The sequence below is a fragment of the Tessaracoccus luoxuelianae genome, from assembly GCF_055326245.1.
Window position 1 is genome coordinate 15,743 of the sequence record NZ_JBUZNO010000001.1, and the last position, 16,374, is coordinate 32,116.

A 16,374-nucleotide genomic window follows, 5' to 3' on the forward strand; every position below is an offset into this window, starting at 1 on the left:
CCAGAGCACCCCCGCTACGAACCGCTACAGCCTGGGCACGAACCGCGCGTCCCGGAGCGCCTGTTCCACCAGATCTACTCCCCTGGCCACCCGGGTGAGCCGTGCCTCCTCCTGCTGCAGGAGGGCTGCGGCCTGATCCGCGGTGGATGAGTCCACAGCGCCGGCCAGGGAAGAACGCAGGCCCGTGAGGCCCGTCCTGGTGGCCAGCAGCTGCGAGGCGACGAACTCCCCCGCCAGGCGTGCCAGTACCACCGGATGCCGACGTAGCAGCTGGTATCCCCGATACTCCGCGGGGCAGCAATCCAGAAGATAGCCCTCGGCCGAGGCGAGCCACCCCTGCGAACCGGGCGGCCGCACCGTGCCCGGCCACCCAGGCGGCACATAGACCCGGATCATTTCGTCATCATCGAACATGTGTTCTATTGAATCTCATGCCCCCGACAGAAGTAAAGACCTCGACCAGACCAGGGAGACGCAAACGAGGCGACCCCCCGAAGGGGACCGCCTCGTTTGCGCGACGACAGGCTCAGCTCCTGGCGAGATTTCGGAGCACGTACTGCATGATGCCGCCGTTGACGTAGTAGCCGCGCTCCCCCGGCGTGTCGATGCGCACGACCGCCTCGAAGACGACCTCGGTGCCGTCCGGGCGGACCGCCTTCACCGTCATGGTCTTCGGCGTGAAGCCCTCGTTGAGTTGCGTGACTCCCGAGACGGAGAAGGACTCCTCACCCGTCAACCCCAGCGTCTGGGCGGTCTGGCCCTCCGGATACTGGAGCGGGAGGACGCCCATGCCGATCAGGTTGGAGCGGTGGATCCGCTCGTAGCTCTCGGCGATCACCACCCGGACGCCCAGCAGTGCGGTGCCCTTGGCCGCCCAGTCACGCGACGAGCCGGACCCGTACTCCTTGCCCGCCAGCACCACCAACGGAATGCCCGCTGCGGCGTAGTTGACCGACGCGTCGTAGACGGTGGTCACCGGGCCCCCGTCGACCGTGAAGTCGCGCGTGAAGCCGCCCTCGGTGTCCGGCGCAATCTGATTGCGCAGCCGGATGTTGGCGAACGTGCCTCGAATCATGACCTCGTGATTGCCGCGGCGCGATCCATAGGAGTTGAAGTCTTTCCGCTCAACCCCATGCTCGGTCAGGTACCGGCCGGCCGGCGAGTCCGCCTTGATGCTCCCCGCGGGCGAAATGTGGTCCGTGGTGACAGAGTCCCCCAGCTTGAGCAGCACCCTGGCGTCGGACACGTCCTCGACCGGTGTGGGTTCTGCGGGCATGTCGTCGAAGTAGGGCGCCTTCCGCACATAGGTGGAGTCCGCATCCCACTCGAAGGTCTCGCCGTCCGGGGTGGGGAGCGACCGCCAGCGCTCATCGCCGGCGAACACGTCGGCGTAGCGGGTGACGAACATCTCCGCGCTGATCGAGTCGTTGATGACTTCGTCGATCTCGGCCTCGGTGGGCCAGATGTCGCGCATGAAGACGTCGTTGCCCTCCGGATCCTGCCCGATCGGATCGTTGAACAGGTCGATGTCCATGGTTCCTGCCAGCGCGTAGACGATGACAAGCATCGGCGAGGCGAGGTAGTTCATCTTGACGTCGGGATTGATCCGGCCCTCGAAGTTGCGGTTTCCGGAGAGGACCGCCGAGACCGCCAGGTCGTGGGCATTGACGGCGTCGGTGACCTCCGGGATCAGCGGACCGGAGTTGCCGATGCAGGTAACGCACCCGTAGCCGACCAGATTGAATCCGATGGCGTCGAGGTAGCTGGTGAGCCCGGAGCGGTCGTAGTAGTCGGTGACCACCTGCGAGCCGGGGGCCAGCGACGTCTTGACCCAGGGCTTGCGGGTGAGACCGCGTTCGACCGCCTTCTTCGCCACCAGGCCCGCGCCGATCATGACGCTCGGGTTGGAGGTGTTGGTGCAGGAGGTGATCGAGGCGATCGTCACGGCGCCGTGATCCAGCTCGAAGGAGGTCCCGTCGGCCAGGGTCACCGGTGCCGCGGCATGCACGCGGGGGCGCATCGTGTGGTGTGCCGGGTCCGACGGGGCCGGCGAATCGTCCACGCTGCTCGGATTCACTCCGGTGGGGTCGGAAGCCTCCATCGTCGCCGCGACGGCCCGGTCGTAGCCGGAGTAGGCGTCCGCGTCATGCGGGGCTCCAACGAACCCTGCGACCGCTTCGCGGAAGGCCGCCTTCGACTCGTCGAGACGGATCCGGTCCTGCGGACGCTTCGGACCTGCGATGGAGGGGACAACGGTGGCGAGGTCCAGCTCGATGTACTCGGAGTACTGCGGCTCGACGCTCGGGTCGTGCCACAGCCCCTGCGCCTTCGCGTAGGACTCCACGAGGGCGATCTGCTGCTCGTCGCGTCCGGTGAGCCTCAGGTATGCGATCGTCTGCTCGTCGATCGGGAAGATGGCGATGGTGGAGCCGTACTCGGGGCTCATGTTGCCGATCGTGGCGCGGTTGGCCAGCGGCACCGCCGCCACGCCGTCGCCGTAGAACTCGACGAACTTGCCCACCACCTTGTGCTCACGCAGCATTTCGGTGATGGTGAGGACGAGGTCTGTCGCGGTGGTGCCCTCGTTCAGCTTGCCGGTGAGCTTGAAGCCCACGACCCGCGGGAGGAGCATCGAGACGCTCTGCCCGAGCATGGCCGCCTCAGCCTCGATTCCGCCGACGCCCCACCCGACGACGCCCAGGCCGTTGACCATGGTGGTGTGCGAGTCCGTGCCCACGCAGGTGTCGGGGTATGCCTGCAGGACGCCGTTCACGACGCGAGGGAAGACCACACGCGCGAGGTGCTCGATGTTGACCTGATGCACAATGCCGGTGCCAGGCGGCACGACCTTGAAGTCGTCGAACGCCTTCTGGCCCCACCGGAGGAACTGGTAGCGCTCGCGGTTGCGCTGATACTCGATGTCCACGTTCGCCTCGAAGGCGCCGGCGATGCCGAACACCTCCGCGATGACGGAGTGGTCGATGACCATTTCTGCGGGCGAGAGGGGGTTGACCTTCGACGGGTCCCCACCGAGCCCCGCGACCGCCTCGCGCATGGTGGCCAGGTCCACCACGCATGGCACGCCGGTGAAGTCCTGCATGATGACGCGGGCGGGCGTGAACTGGATCTCATGATCGGGCTGAGCGGCCGGGTCCCAGGCGCCCAGGAACGCGATGTCGTCGCGGGTGATGTTGGCGCCGTCCTCGGTGCGCAACAGATTCTCCAGGAGGACCTTGAGGCTGAAGGGCAACTTCTCCGAGCCCGGGACCGCATCGACCCGGAAGATCTCGTACGAGGTGCCGTTGACGTCGAGGCTCGCCTTGGCCCCGAAACTGTTGACGCTCATCCTTCTCCTTAACTTGGCACTCGCCAAACTGTCTTGATATCAAGATACCATGGTTCACGCATGCGCGGCGCCATCGCCGGTCCCCGTCAGTCTAGGGGTTGGTCAGGGGCGTCAGGCCGAGGGCGCAGGATCGCCACGCACTCCACATGGTGGGTCATGGGGAACAGGTCGAAGGCCCTGATATCAACCGATCCGTAGCCGAGCTGGGCAAAAGTGGCGAGGTCCCTGGCGAGCGCGGCAGGGTCGCACGCGACGTAGGCCACCGCTCGTGGTCCCCGATCGACGATCGCGCGGACTACATCAGCGCCGGCCCCCTTTCGAGGCGGGTCGAGCACCACGAGGTCGGCCCACTCGGGCAGGTCGCGGTGCCCCCGCTCAAGGGCGCCGGCGACGAAGTCGGCCTCCGGCACGTTGCGGCGGGCCAGACGCACCGCCTCGCGTGACAGCTCAGCCCCCAGCACCATGCATCCGGCGTCCACGAGGGCGCCGGCGAAGAGCCCGACCCCGCAGTAGAGATCGAGCACGCGATCTCCTGGTTCCGGCCGTAGACCCTCCAGCACCGCGCCAGTGAGAGTGTCCGCGCTGTGTGGATGGACCTGCCAGAATCCGCCGGGGGCCACCTCGTAGGTTCGGCCCCGCACGCGTTGCCGCACAGTGGCCTCACGTCTCCCCCCGGCAACGGCGGTCACGACGGTGCGATCCTCGCCTACCGTGACCTCGAGCTCTCCTCCGGGGCGGGCCTGGAGCGTGAGTTCGGCCACCGTCGGCCCGGGCGCCGCTATCAGGCAGCCGCCCTCGGGCAGCGCGACGATCTCATGCGAACGCCGTGCCCGGAAACCCACCCGGCCTGCCTCGTCGACGGCGTAGCGCACCCGCGTGCGCCAGCCGGTGAGCCCCCCGGGGACCGCCTCGACCGTTCCGTTCCAGTCGACTCCAGCCAGCCGCTGAAGCTGTTCGGCCACGACGGCGGTCTTCAGCTTCAACTGGGTGGGTTGGTCAGCGTGTTGCCAGTCGCACCCCCCGCATCGCTCGGCGATGGGGCACGGCGGCTCAACCCGGCCGTCGGAGGCCTCAAGCACCTGGGTCACTCGCGCCCGGTCAAACCGTCTTCCCGTCTCAGTGATCTCCGCGACTACCCGCTCCCCCGGAAGCCCCCCGGTGACGAACAACACCTTGCCCTCGGCGCGGCCGACGACGTACCCGCCGTGCGCGACCCGCTCGAGCCGCACCTCAACGCTCATCGCCTGCGTGGCTCGGAGGCCTTGTTGGCGGCCGCCTTCGCCTTGCCGGACGACTTCAACTGATACGGCACGCTCGTGACCATGACACCAGGCATGAAGTGCAGGCGGGTACGGATCAGCAGCGCCGTCTGGTTGTGAAGCAACTGCTCCCACCAGTGGCCCACGACGAACTCGGGGATGTAGACGATGACCACGTCGCGCGGGTTCTCGCTGCGCAACTCGTTCACGTACTTGATGAACGGCCCGGTGATCTCGCGGTACGGCGAGGCGATCACCTTGAGTGGGGTGCCGAAGTCCTCCGCCTCCCACTCGTCGAGGATCCGTTCCACCTCGTCGTCGTCCACGGCGACGGTGACGGCCGTCAGCGTCGTGGAGCGGGCAGCACGGGCGAAGGCGATGGCACGCAGGGTCGGGAGGTTGACCCTCTGCACCAGGACCACTCCACGCACCCGGCTCGGCAGGGCGCGATCCGAGTCCGGCCTGAGCGCGACCTCCTGCTCGACAGCCCGGTAGTGGTTGGAGATCGTCAGCATGAGTGCGAACAGGACGGCCATCGCGACGACCGCCAGGTACGCCCCGTGCGTGAACTTGGAGATCAGCACGATGATGAGGACGATCCCAGTGGCGGCGGCGCCGACCGTGTTGATGATGCGAGCCCGGACCATCCGCTTGCGTGCGCTCACGTCCTGCTCCCCACGGAGGGCGCGGGTCCAGTGGATGATCAGGCCCGTCTGACCGACGGTGAAGGACAGGAAGACACCTACCACGTACAGCTGGATCAGCGCGGTGACCGACGCGTCGAAGGCGAGGACGAGCACTGCGGCCGCGACAGCGAGCATGACGATGCCGTTGGAATAGGCCAGCCGGTCCCCGCGGGTGTGCAGCTGGCGCGGGAGGAAGCCGTCCCGGGCGAGGATCGACGCCAGCGACGGAAAGCCGTTGAAAGCGGTGTTGGCGGCCAGGAAGAGAATCAGCATGGTCGCGGTGATCACGATGTAGAACCCGGGCTCGAACCAGTCCATGAACACGACACGGGCCAACTGGCCGGTCACGGTGTGCGCCGCGCTGTGGATGGTCTCGCCGGCGGCGTTGACGTAGTGGGTGCCCGACAGTTCGTCGATCAGGTGCACCCTCGTGAGGTTGGCGAGCACGATGATGCCGAGGAGCATCGTGATGGCCAACACCCCCAGCATGGTGAGCACACTGGCGGCGTTCGTGCTCTTGGGCTTGCGGAAGGCCGGGACACCGTTGGCGATGGCCTCCACGCCGGTCAGCGCCGCGGCACCTGACGAGAACGAGCGCGCCAGGATGGCGACCATGGCCCACCCGGCGAACTCCGCGCTACCCTCGGGGGCTACGACGATGAGGTCTCCGGTCTCACTCACCAGCTCCTCCCCTAATACCAGGATCCGGAACAGCCCGATCCCGATCATGAGCAACATGGAGCCCATGAAGACGTAGCTCGGGATGGCGAACATGGCGCCGGACTCTCGCACCCCCCGGAGGTTCATCAAGGTCAGGAAGAAGATGACTCCGACAGCGGTCCACGCCTCGTAGCCGTCAAGGAACGGAGCCATGGCCTTGGCGTTGATGACACCGGCGGACACGGACACCGCGACCGTCAGCACGTAGTCGACCAGCAGCGAGGCCGCGACAGTCAGGCCCGCGTACCTGCCCAGATTCACGGTGGCGACCTCGTAGTCACCGCCTCCATTGGGGTAGGCGTGAACCGTCTGCCGGTAGGACATCACCACAATGGCCACGACGACCGCCACCGCCACGCCGATCTGCCAGGAGAACATGAACCCGGCCATCCCCGCCAGGGACAGCGTGATCAGGATCTCATCCGGGGCATAGGCCACAGAGCTGAGCGCATCGGAGGCGAAAACGGGGAGGGCCAGCCTCTTGGGCAGGAGCGTCTCCCCCATCTGGGCGTTGGTGAGACGCCGCCCCACCACCATGCGCTTGAGCGCCGACATCACGTTCACGGGGTTACGGTAGACCTCTTGTCCTCCAAAGTCATTGCGCAGCCCTCCTCCCCTGGGGTGTAGGTTCTGTTGCGAGAAGCCGCCGAAGGAGTCATAGGGTGCACATCGTCATCATGGGCTGCGGCCGGGTGGGCTCAATGCTTGCCACCGGCCTCGAGAAGCGTGGCCACAGCGTCGCCATCATCGACGTCAGCGTGGATGCGTTCCGCCGCCTGGGTCAGGACTTCAAGGGCCTGACCATCAAGGGCGTCGGGTTCGACCGCGAGGTCCTCGAGGCCGCGGGGATCCGCAAGGCCGACGCATTCGCGGCGGTGTCCTCCGGCGACAACTCAAACATCCTCGCCGCCCGCGTGGTTCGGGAGAACTACCACATCGACAACGTTGTGGCGCGCATCTACGACCAGGGTCGGGCAGCCGTCTACGAGCGTCTGGGCATTCCGACGGTGGCCACGGTGAAGTGGACCGTCACGCAGGTGCTGCGTCGGCTCCTGCCCGAGGGAAGCGAGCCCGTCTGGCGGGACCCCACAGGGACCGCCCGCCTGCTCCAGATCCACGTCCACAGTGGATGGGTGGGACGACGGATCAGCGAGTTGCAGTCAGCGGCCGGGTCTCCGATCCCCTTCGTGCAGCGCGTGGGTCGCGGGCTGGTGCCGGACCGCGACACCATCTTCCAGGACGGCGATCTGATCTACATCGCGTGTCACACGGACCGCACCGATGAGCTGGAGACGCTCTTCGCCTATCCCCCGGCCAAGCACTAGGAGAGTCATGCGCGTCGCCATCACCGGGGCCGGAAACGTGGGCCGGTCCATCGCCCGGGAACTCATCGCCAACGGGCATCAGGTCCTCCTCATCGAGCGCGATCCGGCGGCCATCAAGCCGGACTCGGTGCCGGGGGCGGACTGGTTCCAGGCCGATGCCTGCGAGTTGCAGTCCTTGGAGGAGGCCGAGCTTGAGAACTGCGACGTGGCCATCGCCGCCACAGGAGACGACAAGGTGAATCTCGTCCACTCGCTCCTGGCCAAGACCGAGTTCGGGGTGCCACGCACGGTGGGGCGGGTCAACCATCCCGGCAACGAATGGCTGTTCGACGCGCAGTGGGGGGTGGACGTCTCCGTGTCGACCCCGCGCCTGATGTCGGCGTTGGTGGAGGAGGCTGTCTCCACGGGGGATCTGGTTCGGCTGTTGACCTTCAACAAGTCGACCACCCATTTGTCCGAAGTGACGCTCCCGCAGTCGTCGCATCTGGCCGGCCGCAGACTCAGAGACGTTGAGCTACCGGGCGACACAGTCCTGGTGGCCGTCATCCGGGACGGCGCTCCCCTGACCCCCGAGCGCGATCGCGCCTTCGAGGGCGGCGACGAGCTGCTGTTCCTGGTCACGCAGGAGTCCGAGGCGGATCTGGCGGCGATGTTCGCCACCGACGTCTACGACGACTGAGGCACGATCTCGAAGTCGGGGTTGTACATCACGCAAACCCCATCTGCCTGGGCCAGGCGGCCGTCGACCCGGATGTGTTTGCCCGGGAGCAGACACTCCAGCCTGCTGCGTCCCATCCAGACGAGCTTCACTGTGCCTGAGCCGTCGCTGACTTCGGCCTCGAGCCATCCGTGTTGCGCATCCGACGTGACGGCGGTGATGGTTCCCTGGAGAACGACGCGTGAGCGCATCTGGCACGAGGTCAGCGGTTGGGCTCCGCTGTCCTCGGCCTGCTCCAGCAGCTCACGGGCCTCCAATTCCTCGTGGGAGAGAAAGTAGCGCCGCAGTCGATCAGCCACCGAATGCTTGCCCACGGGATCAGCCCTTCGCCTCAGGCACCCGCATCGGCAGCAGACTGCCCGGCGCGGCCGGGGTGTTGCCGCGACGCACCACCAGGTTGCTGAAGAACTCGAACAGATGGAGCGCGATCTCCTCGTCGTCGGGTTCGAAGGTGGCCTTGCCGAGGAGGACCCCCCTCAGGACCCAGCCGGGTCCAGGCACCAGCCATGTCCGCGACAGATGCATCGCGGGATTCCCGTTCTGGTCCTTGACCGGAAGCGCGCGCCGCAGCTCGGTGCCGAACGGTCCCTTCACAGCCTGACAGCGGCCCCCCTGCTGACGGGTGGACTCGATCACCTCGTCGCGGATCTCGCCGGTCATCGACGACTTGGCCGGTCCGGCGAACACTGCCACCTCCAGCGCGGATCGACCATCCCCGACGAGCAACGACTGCACCTGATTGGTCTCGCGGTTGACCTGCAGCTGCAGCGTCATGTCCTGGAAGGGCGTAAGAATCAGGGGTCCCATGTCCAGGCGCCTGACCTCGTCCGCGTCGGCTTCCAGGTCCACCTCGGAGATGTCGAAAGGGCCTTCCGCACGGGTGAACTCGGCGTCCCAGCGCTCGGAGTCTCCTAGCGGGAGTTCGTCGTCCTCCTGCTCCGCTTCGACGTCGGTCATCTGCTCGATGTCGTCGTCGAGGTCTTCGCTGCGCTTCTTGCGTCCGAAAATCACTGCTGTCCCTTACTCGGTGGAGGTGGAGAATCCGCCCGTAGAACCATAGCCACCCGTGCCTCTGGGGGTGTCATCGAGGGTGTCGACGGCGGTGAACGAGGCGCCGACGAACGGGATCACCACCAGTTGGGCGATGCGGTCCCCCGCGCTGAGGCTGATGGGCTTCTCGGGGTCCAGGTTGATGAGGCAGACCTTGATCTCGCCGCGATACCCGGAGTCGACGACTCCTGGTGCATTGACGATGCTGAGGCCGTGCCGGGCGGCCAGACCCGACCTTGGTGTGACGAGGCCGACATACCCGGACGGCAGCGCGACACGAACTCCCGTGCCGACCAGTGACCGCTCCCCGGGACGGAGCACCACGTCTTCTGCGGCCCTCAGATCAGCCCCGGCGTCGCCTGGATGCGCGTAGGTCGGCAACTGCCCGGGGCTCACCATCGCTTCGACGATCACGGATTCCCCCTGACTGCTTCGAGGGCTGCCGCCAACTCCTCGGGGTGACGAGTGCTCACCAGCCAGTACGGATGCGGATCCGCCGGATCCGCCAGGTCCACGCGTACCAGATCGGTGATGAACGGGCGGGTGAACAGGAAGGCGCGATGATCAGCCTCGGGACCGTAGGCAGTGCGGGCCGACGAGCCACTCAACGGCACCACGCCGGCGATGTACTCGCGCGTCAGCCGGTGCCGTCCGGCAATGAGAGCGTCGTGGTCGACGGCGACGAGCGTACGGCTGTACGCCACCAGCGCGAGCAGGAGGCCGACGGCGGCCAGGACGGAGAAGGCTACGGCCGGCTGCAGCGGGACATAGGCCACAACCGCCACGGCGAGGCTGAGCCAGAAGAGAAGGGCGATCACCGCCCACCACCAAGGCACGTGCAGACGTTCGCGGTAGGTCACCTTTCCACAGTACCTCGAAGCACTTAAGGTGGCAGTGTTGGTCCGATCGAAAGGAACCCCATGGCCCTGACTGAGAAGCTCATGTGGAAGCTCTACGCCGGAGTGCTCGGCGCGCTCACCACCCTGGTCGCCCAGAAGCTGGTCACCAAGGTGTGGGAGGCGTCCACGGGCGAGCCGGTCCCGGACATCAACGATCCCGAGACCCCGATGGCGAGGGCGTTCATCTGGGCGGCGGCCAGCGGACTTGGAGTGGGCATGTCCCAGATCGTCATCAACCGCTTCATTCAACGGCGCTGGGTGACCACATTCGCCCACCAGGGCCCAAGCAAGCTGCGCAACAAACTGGACCTGTGACGCCCACCCCTGAGGACAGGTGGAGCCGCTCAGACGCAGTCGACGCAGTAGCTCTGCCCTCCGCGGACCTCCGCGAGCTGGCTCTGGGACTTCACGAGAAAGCATGACGCACACGTGAACTCGTTGGCCTGGCGCGGGAGAACGCGAACTGTGAGCTCTTCGTGGGAGAGATCCGCACCTGGAAGCTCGAACGATTCGGCAGCCTCGACCTCGTCCTCGTCAACCTTGCCCGAGTTCTTGTCGTTGCGACGGGTCTTGAGCTCCTCGATGGAGTCCTCGCTCATTTCCTCATCGGTCTTGCGGGGTGCGTCGTAATCGGTTGCCATCCGTCAGTATTCCTTCCTGTGCCGCGAACGGGGCTATGTGTATCACATCGGGAGCCCTCGTGGTATCCCGGCCCGGCCCTCGCCTCGACACCATTGTGCGCGGCCACGCAAGCAGATGACGCCCGGGCGGGTGGGGCGCTGGTAAGTTGTGGGAAATAACCTGACCGGACGAGGAACAATAGTGAATGCTCTGACCCCCCGCGAAATCCAGCTGCGGATTCGCTCGGGCGCCTCAGTGGCTGAGGTCGCCGAGGATACGGGCATGGAGATCGAGCGCATCGAGGCCTTCGCGGGCCCTGTGCTGGCGGAGCGCGAGCATGTGGCCCAGTCTGCGCAGACGGCCACCGTCCGACGGCGTGGCGAGGCAGGGACGCACAGGCGGTTGGGGGATCTGATCGGGCAGCGGTTGAGGTCCAGGGGCATCGACGCCGATGCCATCGAGTGGGACGCCTGGAGGCAGCCGGATCTCAAGTGGCGACTGTTGGGCCGGCTCGCACTGGATGTGGAGTCCCGCTCGGCCGAGTTCATCTTCGACACCAAGGCCCGCATCTGCGTGGCCCACAATTCGGATGCACGCTGGATGATCGGCGAGGAGTCCGCGGACGCACTGACTGGCGAAGAGAACACCGTCGATTTCACTGACGAGATGGCGCTGGTCCGGGCCATCTCCGTCTCCGAGTCGGGGGCGCCTGGGGACGACGTGCCGGCCTCAGAACTGATGCACGACGGGAACGAGGACACGTCCCAGCTCGATCGCCTCTACGACATGCTCAGCGGCATCAGCGAAGATTCGGTGCGCATCTACACCGGCATCCTGGATGATGAGGCGCCCCGCGAGGCACGGCTCAGCGAGTCCGCGGAGGAGGAGCTCGAGGACGCAGCCCTGCCGGATTCCGACGACGCATCCGAGGCGTCCCCGCCCGTCGCCGAGGACGCGGAGCCTGCTCAGGAGCCGCTGGTGGACGCCGGAGAAGAGCCCCAGAAGCCCCGGCCACGCCGGCGGAGAGCCAAGATCCCCACCTGGGACGAGATCATGTTCGGCGGGCCCACACCCTCGTAGAAGTCCATTGTCAGGACACTAGAAGTCGTCGGGATCGAAGGGCAGTGGTTCCGCCGTCAGGGTCGCCTTGGCTCGGGTGGAGGTCATCCGACGACGATGGTGTGCCCGGCACAGCACCTCGTAGCGCACTTCGGCCCCGTCGCCGGTGTCGCCGACCACCACCTGGGATCCCTCCGTCACCATCAGCCCGCCCACCGTGCGCGCGTTGTGGGTGCCCCGAGACCCGCACCAGCACAGGGGCCCCAGGGGCAGCGTCTCCACCCTGTCGGCTAGTTCGATGAGGCGCTGAGCGCCTGGGAACAGCCTGGTCCTGAAGTCTGACAGGATCCCGAAGGCGTAGACGTCGAGCTGGAGTTCGTCGACGATCCGCGCCAGCTGATCGATGTGCTCGGGACTGTAGAACTGCGCCTCGTCGCAGACGAGGTAGTCCACGCGCTTGCCGGTGGTCAGCTCAGAGATGACGTAGCGCCAGAAATCGAAGCCGTCGTGCACCTCCAGGGCCGGAGCGCTGAGGCCCAGCCTGGAGGCGATCACTCCCTCCCCCGCGCGGTCCTGCGAGGTGAAAACCCGGCCTTGGCGACCGTGGGACGACCGCGTGTAGTCCAACTGCAACGCCAACGTGGACTTGCCGCTGTCCATGGGTCCGGTGTGGAACACGAGCTCAGCCACGCGTCGCCTTTCGCTCGATGAGGTCCGTGTAGGCCTCGACGTACAGCTCGGCCATCCTCGCCGGAGCCAGATCGGGCATCAGCTCAGCCGAGGCAGACGCCATGGATGCCCTCAAGGGGCCGTCCGCCAAGGTACGGAATCCCTGGGCCATGGAGGTCACGTCGGGACCGGTGAGGAGCGCGGTCCGCGGCGAAACCCCCACCGTCAGCCGATCGTCGCAGTACATCACCGGCAGTGACGCGGAGACGGCCTCTGCGATGACCAGCGCCTGCGAATCGAAGCGGTAGGAGCTCAGCACCAGGGCGTCCGCGTTGCGGAACTCGTAGGCCAGGGCGGATGTGGATGACAGGTGCCACCGGAAGTCGATCGAGTCGCATCCCCTCGCGAGCGCCTTCAGTCTGTCGCGCTGGTCGCCGTCACCGACGATCACGAGCTCGGCGCGGGGAAGCGCGGCACGCCGGAACGCCTTGATCATCACATCGAGCCGCTTCTCCTTCGCCAGCCTGCCCACCGAGAGGAACCGGACCGCGTCGTCGCCACGTTCGCGGGGGGCCTCGTCGATCGCCCGCTTCATCCGGCGGTTGTATCCCGTCGGCACCACGTAGCCAGGCAGGCGCCTTCCCGCGGCCTCATCGATCAGGTCGCGCATGAATGGCGACGGCACCGTGTAGGCGTCGGCCAGCTGCGCGATCGTGGCGAATGATCTCCAATCGGTGCGGGCGGCCAGGCCACCCGTCTCACTGGTGGAGGCTGGCAGCCTCGTCGACGGGGCAGGACCACCGCCGCGCGCAATGCGGAGGCCGGGCAGAATCAGTGCCTGGTATCCGAGGGTGCCGAAGGTTGCCCCGTAGACGGTCTGGTGGGTGCCTGCGATGTTGGCGTGGAAGGTGTGCAGATGCGGGATGCCTTGAAGCCGTGCGATCCGGGCGCCGAGTCCGAGGGCCCCCCGCTCGGTCTGGGTGTGCACCACATCGAAGGTCGCCACCTCGCTGATGAGGCGCGCCCGTCTCTTCGACCAGTGGAGGATGCTCAGATGCGCGGGCAGTCCCTCCACGTACAGGGTGGGGCACTCGATGACGCGCCCGATCCGCGGCTTCTGCAGGTGCCGGTCCGGCGCGATCAGGGTGACCTCGTGACCCAGTGCCGTCAGCTCCTCCAACTGGGTCTCGACTGAACGTCCGATTCCCCCGGATGAGGGATAGAAGTCGTCGATGAGGATGGCTATGCGCAACCTCACCGGCCACCGCCGTGCATGAGAAGCGGGACCTCCATCTCGGCGGCTGTGAGCGACCCGTGCATGCCGACGAGGCTGAATTCCCCCGGACTCTGCCTGCTCATGACCGCGTAGTCCGACGTCATCGCAGCCACGACGTCACCGATCCTGGCCGCGCTCAACCCCGTCACCTGCGGTCCGAACCACCCCGCTTCGATGGCCTCCTCCCGCCGCAGCACATGTGCCCGCTCGCCCAGTACGCTCTCCCAGGCCCAGGCGAGTGCGCGCGGGTCCTCGCCATGGATGTGCCGGAACCGCGGCTCGCCGCCGAGGAACGAATAGCCCGCGAGCCTCGGCTCGTCCTCCGCCACCACACGGGACCCCGACGGCACGTTGACCATGCCGTGGTCACCCGTGATGAGCAGGCAGACATCTGCTGGGAGCGCCTCGACCAGGTGCGTCACCAGATCGTCGACCATCGCCAGGCGTTCCAGCCATTGCCAGGAGCCCACGCCGTGGCCGTGGCCGTCGTGATCCAGCATCCGCTCGTAGCCGTAGACCACCTCGGCAGTCTCGAGGGCCTCGAGCACGAGTCCGGAGAACTCCTCGGCGGCTCCCTCCACGGCGACAGGGAAGAGCCTGCTGCCGCCGAACGCGAGGCGGGTCAGAGCGCTTCCCGCAAAGCGTCCGAGGGTCACTGCCGCGGAGCCACGACCCGACGAAGCGAGGCGTTGGAAGAGCGTGGGGGTCTGGGCGAAGGTACCCAGATCCTCCGGCCCACCTTCCCAGGTGAGCGCGTTGATGACGCGCGAGACGCTGGGTTCGAAGAAGGTGTACCCCACGATGCCGTGCTCGCCAGTGGGCACCCCGCAACCCAGCGAGGTCAGCGACGTGGCCGTCGTGGAGGGCACCGAGCAGGTGAGCCTCGGCGCGTCACGCGCGAGGCGCGACATCGTCTCAGCGTGATCGCCGAACTCCAGCAGCTGATGCCAGCCAAGTCCGTCAACCAGCAGCAGCACGTACCTGCGCGCCCGCGGAAGCGCGATGATCGGCGTTGTCGCGTCCAACGTGGCCATAACGCTGGGCAGCAGGTTGGCCAGCGCCAGATCCTCGTAGCGGGGCTCCACGAAGTCTGAGCGCATCAGCCGACCACCGCCTGCAGACGAACGCCGAAGGCGACGAGCCGACGCGCGTTGTCTCCGTCGGCCTGGGGGCTCATCCGGACCGTGATGTCGTCGGGCTGGATCACGCCCGTGTACCCGTGGTCCGCCTCACAGGCTGGATCCTCGCAGGCCGCGGGGCCGAGGTCCACGCGCCTCGCAGCTCCCCACACGATCGTCAGCCACGCCTCGCTGAGCCCGGAGCGGTTCTCCGGATCCTGCAGTGCGCGCGTCACCACGACGGAATCGACCGCCCGCAACGCCACCACCTCGGCAGTGGCCACCGCCTCGGTCTGAGCGCCCTCACCCTCGTCGATGTGGCAGATCAGCAGCTGCCGCGCGGTGCGCACCAGCACAGTCATGTGGCGGTGGAGCTCGTGCCCGGCAAAGGTGGCCTCGTGCTGGACGAGGAAATCGAGCAGCTCCCGCTGGCCCAGCCCCAGCGCCACCGTCTCTGCCACCAGACTGGGGTAGAACCCACACTCTGCGATCTCGGCCAGGAGCTGCGGCGGCAGGGCATTGACGATCTCGACGGACTCAGGCACCCGCCCATTCTGGCACGTTGCACTAGGTTTGGGGTCATGGCTTCCCGCCCCTTCATCGCCGCCCGGATCGAGGATCGGATCAACTCTCTGGTCAATCGCGCCCTCAACAAGCGAGGGTGGGAGGAGTCGATCCTCGCCTTCACCGGCTACGGCACCTCGGAGCAGTTGCGCATCCTCGGTCGAGTGGTGCTGCGCCCGTCGGCTGACCTCGGGATCGTCCAGGCTGCCTCTGCGCTGATCTATCGCCGGGGTTGGCGCAACTTCCTGGGCTCAGCGAAAGTCGGGGCCAGGATCACCGTGGTGATCGGCGATGTCCGGATCCCGGTCCATGCCGACCGGGGCGGGTACATCGACGTGCGGGTCCGCAACCCCGGGCTGCCACCGGGTTGGCACTCGGTCACGCTCGAGGGCGCGGGCGGATCCTCGGCCCTGGCCAGCCTGCAGGTGATCGCCGACGACGTCGATTTCGGGATCGTGAGCGACATCGACGACACCATCTTGTCCACCTGGCTCCCTCGTCCGATGGTGGCCGCATGGAATTCGTTCGTCGTCACCGAACAGGCTCGTCAGGCAGTTCCGGGCATGGCCAGGCTCTACCAGCAGCTCCTCGCCGCCCATCCTGGCTCCCCCATCATCTTCGTCTCCACCGGCGCGTGGAACACCTACCCGATGATCCAACGGTTCACCGCCCGCCACGGGATCCCCCAAGGAGCGATGCTCCTCACGGACTGGGGGCCCACCAACACTGGCTGGTTCCGCAGCGGCCCGGATCACAAGCGCCGATGCCTGCGGGAGCTGGCCCGCGACCTTCCCCAGATCAGGTGGTTGCTGGTGGGAGACGACGGGCAGCACGATCCGGACCTCTACGCCGAGTTCGCCGCGCTGCAGCCGGAGCACGTACGGGCCCGCGCCATCCGTCAGCTCACGCCCGGCGAGCACACACTGGCCCATGGCCTCCCGATGAAGGTCCCCGCCACCGAGGAGCGCTGGGAGCCGGACATGGCGCCGGAGGTGCGCGCCCCGGACGGCGACGGATTGGGCGATAGGCTGCGCGGGTTGCTGTAGCGGACCCAGGCGAGGAGG

General features: G+C 67.0%; 18 protein-coding genes. 5 read left to right on the top strand and 13 right to left on the bottom strand.

Annotated features, from left to right (window positions below; translation table 11 throughout):
- Nucleotides 1-24 precede the first annotated feature (24 nt).
- The 4 genes from ACZK39_RS00055 to ACZK39_RS00070 all read right to left on the bottom strand — a co-directional run bounded on the left by ACZK39_RS00055 (nt 25) and on the right by ACZK39_RS00070 (nt 6,575).
- Nucleotides 25-414, bottom strand: a complete 390-nt coding sequence (locus ACZK39_RS00055) for a hypothetical protein (RefSeq protein WP_182782838.1) — start codon at nt 412-414, stop codon at nt 25-27.
- A 112-nt stretch (nt 415-526) separates the two neighbouring features.
- Nucleotides 527-3,346, bottom strand: a complete 2,820-nt coding sequence (locus tag ACZK39_RS00060; RefSeq protein WP_182799744.1) for an aconitate hydratase — start codon at nt 3,344-3,346, stop codon at nt 527-529.
- Nucleotides 3,347-3,432: 86 nt separating this feature from the next.
- Nucleotides 3,433-4,587: a class I SAM-dependent RNA methyltransferase gene (locus ACZK39_RS00065; protein ID WP_463612197.1), complete on the bottom strand. Its 1,155-nt coding sequence runs from the start codon at nt 4,585-4,587 to the stop codon at nt 3,433-3,435.
- Nucleotides 4,584-6,575, bottom strand: a complete 1,992-nt coding sequence (locus ACZK39_RS00070; protein ID WP_182782841.1) for an APC family permease — start codon at nt 6,573-6,575, stop codon at nt 4,584-4,586. The genes ACZK39_RS00065 and ACZK39_RS00070 overlap by 4 nt, the downstream gene beginning before the upstream one ends.
- A 113-nt stretch (nt 6,576-6,688) precedes the next feature.
- Here ACZK39_RS00070 and ACZK39_RS00075 point away from each other — a divergent pair, with 113 nt between their 5' ends.
- Nucleotides 6,689-7,336 (top strand): potassium channel family protein, encoded by a 648-nt coding sequence (locus tag ACZK39_RS00075; protein WP_459056572.1) that lies wholly within the window; start codon nt 6,689-6,691, stop codon nt 7,334-7,336.
- A 7-nt stretch (nt 7,337-7,343) separates the two neighbouring features.
- Nucleotides 7,344-8,015, top strand: a complete 672-nt coding sequence (locus tag ACZK39_RS00080) for a potassium channel family protein (protein ID WP_182782842.1) — start codon at nt 7,344-7,346, stop codon at nt 8,013-8,015.
- On the opposite strand, the gene ACZK39_RS00085 is transcribed toward ACZK39_RS00080, so the two are convergent.
- From ACZK39_RS00085 to ACZK39_RS00100, 4 genes are read right to left on the bottom strand one after another with little or no spacing between them, the layout of a single operon-like run.
- Nucleotides 8,003-8,368 carry an OB-fold nucleic acid binding domain-containing protein gene (locus ACZK39_RS00085; RefSeq protein ID WP_459054353.1) on the bottom strand — a complete coding sequence of 122 codons (366 nt, stop codon included), beginning with the start codon at nt 8,366-8,368 and terminating at the stop codon, nt 8,003-8,005. The genes ACZK39_RS00080 and ACZK39_RS00085 overlap by 13 nt on opposite strands.
- Nucleotides 8,369-8,372: 4 nt before the next feature.
- Nucleotides 8,373-9,065 carry a DUF3710 domain-containing protein gene (locus tag ACZK39_RS00090; protein ID WP_370585734.1) on the bottom strand — a complete coding sequence of 231 codons (693 nt, stop codon included), beginning with the start codon at nt 9,063-9,065 and terminating at the stop codon, nt 8,373-8,375.
- Between the two features lie 9 nt (nt 9,066-9,074).
- On the bottom strand, nt 9,075-9,503 hold the full coding sequence (gene dut / locus ACZK39_RS00095; protein WP_182783101.1) for a dUTP diphosphatase: 429 nt from the start codon (nt 9,501-9,503) through the stop codon (nt 9,075-9,077).
- Nucleotides 9,504-9,514: 11 nt separating this feature from the next.
- Entirely contained in the window at nt 9,515-9,964 is a 450-nt protein-coding gene (locus ACZK39_RS00100) for a DUF3093 domain-containing protein (RefSeq protein ID WP_459054352.1), read from the bottom strand.
- A 60-nt stretch (nt 9,965-10,024) separates the two neighbouring features.
- Between ACZK39_RS00100 and ACZK39_RS00105 the strand changes: the two genes are divergently transcribed.
- The gene (locus ACZK39_RS00105; RefSeq protein WP_182782845.1) at nt 10,025-10,318 is read left to right on the top strand and encodes a DUF4235 domain-containing protein; all 294 of its coding nucleotides are present in this window, start codon (nt 10,025-10,027) and stop codon (nt 10,316-10,318) included.
- Between the two features lie 29 nt (nt 10,319-10,347).
- Here ACZK39_RS00105 and ACZK39_RS00110 read toward each other — a convergent pair whose 3' ends face one another.
- Nucleotides 10,348-10,644 (bottom strand): DUF4193 domain-containing protein, encoded by a 297-nt coding sequence (locus tag ACZK39_RS00110; RefSeq protein ID WP_182782846.1) that lies wholly within the window; start codon nt 10,642-10,644, stop codon nt 10,348-10,350.
- 181 nt (nt 10,645-10,825) lie between these two features.
- On the opposite strand from ACZK39_RS00110, the gene sepH reads away from it, so the two are divergent.
- Complete coding sequence (gene sepH / locus ACZK39_RS00115; RefSeq protein WP_182799743.1) at nt 10,826-11,704, top strand: septation protein SepH; 879 nt, start codon at nt 10,826-10,828, stop codon at nt 11,702-11,704.
- 18 nt (nt 11,705-11,722) lie between these two features.
- On the opposite strand, the gene ACZK39_RS00120 is transcribed toward sepH, so the two are convergent.
- Genes ACZK39_RS00120 through ACZK39_RS00135 form a run of 4 tightly spaced genes read right to left on the bottom strand, consistent with a single transcriptional unit; the run spans nt 11,723 to nt 15,291 of the window.
- A complete protein-coding gene (locus ACZK39_RS00120; protein WP_182782848.1) occupies nt 11,723-12,373 on the bottom strand; it encodes a thymidine kinase in 651 nt (216 codons plus the stop codon).
- Nucleotides 12,366-13,610 (bottom strand): glycosyltransferase, encoded by a 1,245-nt coding sequence (locus tag ACZK39_RS00125; RefSeq protein ID WP_463612198.1) that lies wholly within the window; start codon nt 13,608-13,610, stop codon nt 12,366-12,368. The genes ACZK39_RS00120 and ACZK39_RS00125 overlap by 8 nt, the downstream gene beginning before the upstream one ends.
- Nucleotides 13,607-14,728 (bottom strand): alkaline phosphatase family protein, encoded by a 1,122-nt coding sequence (locus ACZK39_RS00130; protein ID WP_459054350.1) that lies wholly within the window; start codon nt 14,726-14,728, stop codon nt 13,607-13,609. The genes ACZK39_RS00125 and ACZK39_RS00130 overlap by 4 nt, the downstream gene beginning before the upstream one ends.
- On the bottom strand, nt 14,728-15,291 hold the full coding sequence (locus tag ACZK39_RS00135) for a DUF5998 family protein (RefSeq protein WP_370586093.1): 564 nt from the start codon (nt 15,289-15,291) through the stop codon (nt 14,728-14,730). Before ACZK39_RS00135 ends, ACZK39_RS00130 begins: the two co-directional genes overlap by 1 nt.
- 36 nt (nt 15,292-15,327) lie before the next feature.
- Between ACZK39_RS00135 and ACZK39_RS00140 the strand changes: the two genes are divergently transcribed.
- Entirely contained in the window at nt 15,328-16,356 is a 1,029-nt protein-coding gene (locus ACZK39_RS00140; protein WP_459054349.1) for an App1 family protein phosphatidate phosphatase, read from the top strand.
- Nucleotides 16,357-16,374: the final 18 nt, after the last annotated feature.